The sequence below is a fragment of the Candidatus Coatesbacteria bacterium genome, assembly GCA_014728225.1.
Classification (GTDB): Bacteria; RBG-13-66-14; RBG-13-66-14; order RBG-13-66-14; family RBG-13-66-14; genus WJLX01.
The window spans coordinates 1-7,958 of sequence record WJLX01000128.1; the positions used below are offsets into that span (position 1 = coordinate 1).

The following is a 7,958-nucleotide window of genomic DNA, read 5'->3' on the forward strand; positions in this document are numbered from 1 at the left end:
AAGGATAAAGAGTCTGGAGTTGCGCTTGAAACATCAGTGGTCGGCTTTTAGCCGTCGTTTGGCGTAGCCCCGGAAGTTCTCGAGGCCGTTGATATGTGTCCGTCCATCAGCGAAATCCTGTTGGTGGCTGATGCGCTTGTGGTGGAAGCCGTTGAGCGACAGTTTCTTATGGGCCCGCCGGCCGTCGGCGTATCGGTGTAGCTGGTCGGGTCGAGCGCGGCCTGGCGAGCGGCGGCGCGGCGCCGGCGGATTGGCTTGCAGTAGCGTTATGCCTTATTACAATGGATGCCCAGGTCCTTGGCGACCCGCGCCGCCGGGACGCCGAGCCGGAACAGACGCGCTGTCTCGCTTATGCGCCCGTCGGCCAGCGGTAGTGATAGCGGGGGTTGCAGCTGGGATAGTTGACGTGCCGGTCCCCCGACCCGCTTTTCCCCGCCACATTGCCCGCCTCTATCGGTGGCGGGATGACAGATCCGTTCACGCCGCTGGAAGAACCCAACCGCAATAGCTGATGTTCACTTTCTGTGATGATCGTTAATTATTACAAGAATTGGCTGTAGATCGCAAGCCGCCGCCCGGGCATATGCAAGCGCGCTGTTATCAGCCTTTCCTTCAGCCTTTCCTGTAGTTCCCGCCTGAGTTAGCCGCCACTGTTGGCCTACTCGCTTGGTGACAGCGATTTGTGGATCATCGCTCTTATTATCAGCAGGTTACCAGCATGATCCGCAGCAGACGGGGTTAGTGATCCCCGTTGTGATAGCATTTTGAATTGCGCGACAGACCGGGGCGTCGGCTTCCACGGGTCGACTAAACCCGGCGGGTCGGGTTCGGCTTGACGACGGCTCCGCCGCGCAACCGGCTAGCGGGGCTTGAGGGCGACGATCGAGAGGGTCAGCGGGATGTCCGTTCGACCGTCGGGCAGGCGCCATGAGCCCTCGCGATCGCGCTCCAGGAAGGGGAACATCCGCCAGGCGGCGACGGGATACTCGCGCAGCTCGACCAACCGCAGCCCGGCCCCGAGCAGGGCCGAGACGATCTCCTCCAGCGGGTGCATCCACTCGTAGGTCGTGCGGTGGCGCATCTGCGCGTCGCAGGCGTAGGTACGGTCCTCGTCGAAGCGCAGGGCCCCTCGGTGGAAGTAGGGGTAGCGCACCCGCAGCTCGGCGGGATCCTCGTCGTCGAAGACCATCGCCGCCGGGTGGCTCTCCACCAGGGCGAAACGTCCGCCGGGGCGCAGACAATCGGCGACGGCCCGGCCCCAGGGGGCCAGCTCGGGCAGCCAGCACAGCACGCCGTAGGAGGTGAAAACGACGTCGAAGGTCTCGCCGAGGACGGCGGCGGCCGCGGTGACCTCGGCGTGGACGAAGCGGGCTGAAAGTCCCAACTCGGCGGCCAGGGAGCGGGCGTAGCCGATCGCCTCGCCGGAAAAGTCCAGCCCCGTCGCCCGGGCACCGCGGCGCACCCAACTGAGGGTGTCCAGACCAAAATGGCACTGCAGGTGCAGCAGGCGCTTGCCCGCCACCGGTCCGACGGCGGCCGTCTCCAGCCGGTCCAGGGTCTCGCGACCGGCCTTGAAACCCGCGACGTCGTAGAACCCGCTGGCCGTGTGATGACCGACGGCCTCGTCCCAGTGGTCGCGGTTGGCGCGCAGACGCTCGTCCATCTCAGTCCCCCCTCCCGCTCGCGGCGCCGTCCTTGCGGCGCCGGTAAAGGATGATCAACGCCGCGCCGACCAGGGTCAGCGCCCCGCCGAGGAGCTGCAGGCCCTCCGGCGCCGTGCCGTAGAGCACCAGACCCCAAACCAGCACCCAGACCGGCATGCTGCCGCGCACCAGGGTCACCTTGCCCACGGTCCAGCGTTCCAGGGCCAGGTAGTAGGGATAGATGCTGCCCACGGGTCCCAGCAGAGCGCCCAGGCCGAGTAACAGCCAGGTCCGCCCGGCCGTCGGTAGTTGGAAGCGCCCCTGGACCAGGGCCAGAACGACGAAGCAGACGGCCATCAACCCCGTGCGCCAGAAGCCCAGAGCCACCGGGTCCACCCGCTTGGCCAGGTGGCGGGCCAGCAAACCGTGGGCGGCGTAGAAAACGCTGCCCGCCGCCATGAAGAGGATCCCCGGCAGGGAGCCGCTCTCGTCGTAGTAGGTCAGCATCAGCGCCCCGCCGACGACCAGCACCCCGCCGAGGACTTGGGGCCAGCGGAATCGTTCCCGGTAGATCAGCAGGCTGCCCACGGCGGCCAGCACCGGGGTCAGGTTGTTGACAAAGGAGACCAGCGCCGGCCGCGCGTTGCTCAGGGCGAAGAAGAACAGCGCCGTCCCCGTGGTCTGCACCAGGCCCAGCAGGATGACCTTGAGCCGCTGGCCGCGGTCGATCCGCAGCCGGCTCGGACCGCCCAGGGACAGCCCCAGCACCAGATACAAACCCGTGGCCAGTGGAAACCAGACCGCGCTGGTGCCCCAGACCCCGAGCTCGGCGCTCAGCGTCGGGATGATGTAGAACACCGCCGAGGGCAGAGTCACACTGGCCAGGGCCCAGAGGAAACCGATCCGGGGGTTGTCCTCCCGGGGGCGGTGCAGGGTCCGGCAGGTGGTTGTTTGACTCATGCTGGTATCCCGGCTGGTCGACGCTAAGGGCGCCGCCGGAAGGGCGGCGAACCAAGGTGGTGTTACGGCTGATTATCACGCGGCCTAGATCTCGACGCTCAGGGCCTCCACCGGCACAGCCCTGCGGGAAGCGTCGCCGCCCTCCAGACGGAAGAAGGGGTAATCGGGGTCCAGCGCCGCCGTCAGGGTCCAGCACATCCGCCAGCCGTAGGCCAGGAAGCGCTCCTTGGCCCGCAGCATCCGCGCCGGGTTCTCCTCCCAGGCCCCGCGACGACCGCGGACGACGTGGGCCCGCGTCGCGCAGAGGTCGCCCAGGTGACAGGCCACCCGCTCCCGACCCTCGAAGATCACCACCTGGTGCCCCGGTGAATGGCCCCCCGTGGGCAAACAGCGTACTCCGCGCATTACCTCGACCTCGCCGTCGAGGAGCACCAGGTTGCCGGACTCCCGCAGGGGCCGGTAGTCGGCGCCGCGGTAGAGCGGCCGGTTGAAGGCGTTGGGATGGGCCGCCGCCGTCCACTCCGCCCGCTGGACCAGGTAGCGCGCCCGGGGAAAGCTCGGCCGCAGTCGGCCCTCGCCGTCCAGGCCCACCGCCCCGCCGGCGTGGGCGGCGTGGAGGTGGGTCAACACGACGTAATCGACATCCTCCGCCGCGTAGCCCGCCGCCGCCAGGTTCTCCAACAGGCGCCCCGGCCGCCGGACCCGACAGGGCGTTTCCTCGAGCAACTCCGGCTTGTCACCGATGCCGCAGTCCACCAGCAGCAGGCGCTCCCGGCTCTCCACCAACAGCCCGCCCGTCGTCAGCCGGACCCGGCCGTCGGCGTCGGGAACCAGCTCCGCCGCCCACTCCCGCCGGTCCGTCGGACCGAACAAGGCGCCGCCGTCGACCTCCAGCTCGGCGTCGGACAGATACCTCAGCCGACGCACGCGACCGGCGTCGCGCAACTGGAAGGGGGTGTTGAGCCTGAGGATGCGTCGGGCCATCTTCGTCTCTTCCGGATCACCGCGGGAGACCCTTGAAAAACAGCCTGACGACGAGGGTCGCCGTTACGCCGCGGCGGGCCGCCGGAACCGGCACGGTTTTTGCGGAGGCGCACCGCCGCCGCCGTTCCGACGGGCGCCGAGATGCAAAAACCGTGCCGGTTCCGGCGGCGCGAGGGCGTTGACTCGACGAGGGGTTTTTCAAGGGTCTCCCGCGGGGGCGCTCAGCCCTCGGCGGACTCGGCCAGGGCGGCGATCTCGGCGATCTGGGCGTCCAGCTCCGGCCCCAGCCCTTCGATGTCGGTGTCCAGGAAGCCGCGGATGATCAGCGCCACGGCCTGACGCTCGGTCATCCCCCGGGACTCCAGATACTCGACCTGCTCGGGGGCGATCTTGCCGATGCTGGCTTCGTGGGACAGCTCGGCGTCGACGTGTCGCGAGCGCAGGGCGGGCACCGAGGCGATGAAGCCCGCGGGCCCGGGGTCCAGGATCAGCCCGGAGCAGTCGACGTGGGCCTGACAGGCGGCCTCGCCGACGACGAGGCCACGCTGGATGATCCTGCCGCCGGAGCAGATGCCCCGGTGCAGGATCTGGGCGGCGTTGTCCGGAGCCTGGAGGTGAACCTCGCCGCCGGTGTCGATGTGGGAGCCCGCGGCGCCCAGGATGACGCTGTTATAGTTGACGTCGGCCCCGGCACCGACGAGCCAGGTCTTGGGGTTGCTGACGACCCTGCGCACCGGCTTGAGGGAGACGTAGTTGCTGGTAAAGGAGCCGCCGGCCTCGATCCGCGTCCCCGAGTGCGGGTAGACCTCGGCCTCGGGACCCCAGCTATGGACCATGGTGTTGACCAGGCGGGCGTCGCGGCCGATCCAGGCCTCGGTGGCGGCCCAGTGGTTGCCCCCGGCGGCCCCCTCCTTGAGGACGCAGCCCGTGATCAGGTGCAGCTCGGAGCCGTCCTCGAGGATGATCACGTTGTGGACCCGCTGGGTCGAACCCTCCCGGGACATGAACAGGCCGGTCTGGGCCGGAAAGACGACCTTCTCACCGGCACGGACACGCAGGAAGAAGCCCTGGGGCCGCTCCTCGGCGGCCAGAGACCGGGTGTAGTCGTCAGTCTGCGGATCGACCAGCTTCCAGAAGTAGTCGGCCAACCAGCCGTACTCGGCCAGGGCGTCGCCGATGAGCTTGAGCTCCAGGCCCTCGACGGCGGTCTGAGAGCAAACGGGCTCATCGTCGCGCAGGATGAAGGAGGCGGAGCGCTCGGCCGTTTCCGCCGTCACTCCGACCCCGGCCAGGGAGCGGGCGTCCTCGTCGCCGACGGGCAGTCGATTGTCGCTCACGGTGCCTCCTTAGTCGGTCCGGGTCGCGGCGGCTTCCTCGCCGGCGCCCAAACAGCGCACGCATTCCTCGAAGCCGCAGCGGCGGATCTTCTCCAGCACCAGCCGGGGGTTGCCGTGACAGGTCAGCCGTCCGTCGAGCATCACGTGGGCCTTGTCCACGGCGACGTAGTCCAGGATGTGGGCCGAGTGGGTGATGATCAGACCGGCCTTGCGCCGGGCGGGATGGGCCTCGTCCCGGGTGAGGAAGTCGTTGATCAGCCGGCCCAGCACGACGAGGGAATCCAGGTCGACGCCGGAGCCGGGCTCATCGAGCATGACGAAGCGCGGCTTCGTCGCCAGCAGTTGCAACACCTCGGAGCGTTTGATCTCGCCGCCGGAGAGGTCCTGATTGACGGCCCGGTTGAGGAAGGGACGCATCCGGGCTTCATCGACATAGCGGTCGACCTCCTCGAAGCGTTCCTCGTCATCGGCGGCGGCGTAGTCCAGGATGTCGCCCAGCCGGACGCCGGGGATCGTCGGCGGCCGCTGCAGGGCGATGCCCAAACCGCGCCGGGCGCGCTCGTCGAGCTCCAACCCGGTGACGTCCCCGCCGTCGAAGACGATCCTCCCCCGGGTGACCCTGTACTTGCTGAAGCCCATCACCGCCATCATCAGCGTCGTCTTGCCGCAGCCGTTGGGGCCCAGCAGGGCGTGGACCTCGCCCTGGGGGATCGTCAACTCGACCCCCTTGAGCAGCTCCTTGTCCTCCACGCTGACGTGGAGGTCGTGGATCCCGAGCAGGTTTTCCATCCGCCTTCTCCCGTCGGATTCGGCCGCCACATTCATCGTCGGCCGACAAACCGAGTGTAGCGCCGCGACCGATGTTAGTCAAACTCGTCGCGGTTGACCCCTTCGGCCCGGTGTTCTAAACTTCTCCGGTCGACGTCGGCCCGCCGCGCCGGAGAACCGCTCGCTCCGCACGGGGCGCACCTGGACCCGCGACGTCAAGCGCGCCCGGAACCGGCACGGTTTTTGCGGTGTCGCCACCGAAGGGCGGTTTTCGGCGGTTCCAGAGTTGCAAAAACCGTGCCGGTTCCGGGCGCCGTGGATCCGCTCGCGCTGTTCTCCGGCGCGGCGGCTGATCGTTCCAGGCGGGAATCGAGGCAGCGATGAAGCAACGGCAAACCCAGACGGCGGTCCTGATCGACGCCAAGCGACTCGACGGCCGGGTGGCCCTGTCGCCGCCCAACGTCTTCGTTCGTCTGGCGCTGATTCTGGGCGGCGCGGCGCTGTACGTCCTGAGCTTCCCCAAGGCCGGGATCTACGGTTTGGCCTACTTCGCCCTGGTGCCGTTGTTCACGGCGACCCGGGAGCTGCAGCCGGCCCAGGCCTTCCGTCACTGGTTCGCCTTCATGTTTTTGGTCAACGTCGGCGGCTTCTACTGGATGGCACCGATCACGGCGCCGGGCTTCGTGGTCAGCGCGATGTTGATGGCCCTCTATACGGGCCTGGGCGGCATCCTGGCCGTGGTGGTCTACCGCAAGGTGCCCCGGGTGCCCTGGTGGCTGGCTGCGGCGCTGGCCTGGGCGGCGACGGAGTATATCAAGAGTCTGGGCTTCTACGCCTTCCCCTGGCTGGCCTTTGGATACTCGCAGGCCCGCAACCTTGCCGGAGTCCAGTTCGCCGCCCTGTTCGGCGTTTACGGCGTCTCGGCCGTAGTGATCTTCTTCAACGCCCTGGCGGCGGAGGCGCTGGATTTCATCCGGCGGCGTCGGTTCGGCAAGGCGCTCACGTTCTTCGGCGTCGGCGTGGGACTGGTCGTCGTCGTCCACCTCGGCGGCGCCCTGGCCCTCGACGAGCCCGAGCCGACGACCCCCCCGGTGACCGCCGGGATAATCCAGGCCGGGATCGCCCAGGACCTCAAGTGGGATCACGACTTCCGCGCCACTGGCGAGACCTACCGCATCTACCAGCGCCAGACCGCGGAGGTGTTGGCTGCTGCCGCGGAGCCGCCCGACCTGATCCTCTGGCCGGAGTCGGCGGCCAGTTGCTACCTGGAGAAGAGCAGCCGTTGGCTGGACTGGGTCCGCGGGATCGTCAACCTGTCGGGCTGCCGCCACCTGGTGGGCACCCAGGTCCAGGACTTCGACGGCCCCGGCGGCTCCGAGCGCCACTTCAACGCCGCCCTGCTTTACGAGCCGGGCAACCCCGAGCCCCTGGAGCGCTACTACAAGATCCACCTGGTGCCCTTCTCCGAGACCATCCCCTTCGGCAAGGACATCCCGATCATCGCCGAGATGATCGCCCGGGCCAGCGACTTCGACGCCGGCTGGCGGATGCCGCTGTTCGAGGTCGTTCCGGGCCGGGGCGCCGCCGATTGGCCGCCGGCCGACCTCGAGACGCCGCCCCTACCGCGCACGGGCTGGATGCCCGACGGCTACCGGCCGCGGCGGCTGCCCGAGGTCTCAGCTAAGCTGCTCCCCGTCCCCGAGCTGCCCGATGAGCCGGTGATCGCCCACGGCGGTCTGCTGATCTGCTTCGAGAGCCTCTACCCCGAGATGGCCCTCGAGTACGCCCGCAACGGAGCCGACTTCCTGATGGTGACCACCAACGACGCCTGGTTCCGCCAGAGCAGCATGCCCGAGCAACACTTCGAGATCGCGATCCTGCGCGCCGTGGAGAACCGCCTGCCGTTGCTGCGAGCCGCCAACGCCGGCATCAGCGGCTTCATCGATCCCTGGGGCCGGCCCGGCCAAACGACGCCTCTCGACGTCGAGGCGGGTATCGTCCAGCGGCTGCCCCAAGCCGAGGGGCCGACACTGTACACCCGCATCGGCGACCTGCTGCCCCGGATCGAGCTGGGCGCCTGCCTGGCCCTGGCCCTGGTGGCCGTCTACTACACCTACCGCGAACGGCGCCGCCGGCGGAAGGGTTAAGCGTTTCGCCGCGCCCTCGCCGACGCCGGACCGTTTCCCGGGGGACGGTCCGGCGGTTTTTAGCATTGTCGGGGCCTGAGCGGTCCCGTGTTCCGGCGCCACCGGCCAGGGGTTTCCAA

Annotated in this window: 6 protein-coding genes; 1 reads left to right on the top strand and 5 read right to left on the bottom strand. The window is 68.6% G+C overall.

The window, feature by feature from the left end; translation table 11 throughout:
- Positions 1-859 precede the first annotated feature (859 nt).
- The 5 genes from GF399_09335 to GF399_09355 form a co-directional block, all read right to left on the bottom strand.
- On the bottom strand, positions 860-1,663 hold the full coding sequence (locus GF399_09335) for a methyltransferase domain-containing protein (protein ID MBD3400521.1): 804 nt from the start codon (positions 1,661-1,663) through the stop codon (positions 860-862).
- Position 1,664: 1 nt separating this feature from the next.
- Positions 1,665-2,603, bottom strand: a complete 939-nt coding sequence (locus tag GF399_09340; GenBank protein MBD3400522.1) for an EamA family transporter — start codon at positions 2,601-2,603, stop codon at positions 1,665-1,667.
- A gap of 84 nt (positions 2,604-2,687) precedes the next feature.
- Positions 2,688-3,587 carry an MBL fold metallo-hydrolase gene (locus GF399_09345; GenBank protein ID MBD3400523.1) on the bottom strand — a complete coding sequence of 300 codons (900 nt, stop codon included), beginning with the start codon at positions 3,585-3,587 and terminating at the stop codon, positions 2,688-2,690.
- 221 nt (positions 3,588-3,808) lie between these two features.
- Complete coding sequence (locus GF399_09350; GenBank protein ID MBD3400524.1) at positions 3,809-4,924, bottom strand: SufD family Fe-S cluster assembly protein; 1,116 nt, start codon at positions 4,922-4,924, stop codon at positions 3,809-3,811.
- 9 nt (positions 4,925-4,933) lie between these two features.
- On the bottom strand, positions 4,934-5,713 hold the full coding sequence (locus GF399_09355; GenBank protein MBD3400525.1) for an ATP-binding cassette domain-containing protein: 780 nt from the start codon (positions 5,711-5,713) through the stop codon (positions 4,934-4,936).
- Positions 5,714-6,072: 359 nt separating this feature from the next.
- Between GF399_09355 and lnt the strand changes: the two genes are divergently transcribed.
- Entirely contained in the window at positions 6,073-7,839 is a 1,767-nt protein-coding gene (gene lnt, locus GF399_09360) for an apolipoprotein N-acyltransferase (GenBank protein MBD3400526.1), read from the top strand.
- Positions 7,840-7,958 lie beyond the last annotated feature (119 nt).

Coding starts and splice junctions, on each gene's coding strand:
- GF399_09355 (MBD3400525.1), bottom strand. CDS start 5,713: ATGGAAAACCTGCTCGGGATCCACGACCTCCACGTCAGCGTGGAGGAC.
- GF399_09335 (MBD3400521.1), bottom strand. CDS start 1,663: ATGGACGAGCGTCTGCGCGCCAACCGCGACCACTGGGACGAGGCCGTC.
- GF399_09340 (MBD3400522.1), bottom strand. CDS start 2,603: ATGAGTCAAACAACCACCTGCCGGACCCTGCACCGCCCCCGGGAGGAC.
- lnt (MBD3400526.1), top strand. CDS start 6,073: ATGAAGCAACGGCAAACCCAGACGGCGGTCCTGATCGACGCCAAGCGA.
- GF399_09345 (MBD3400523.1), bottom strand. CDS start 3,587: ATGGCCCGACGCATCCTCAGGCTCAACACCCCCTTCCAGTTGCGCGAC.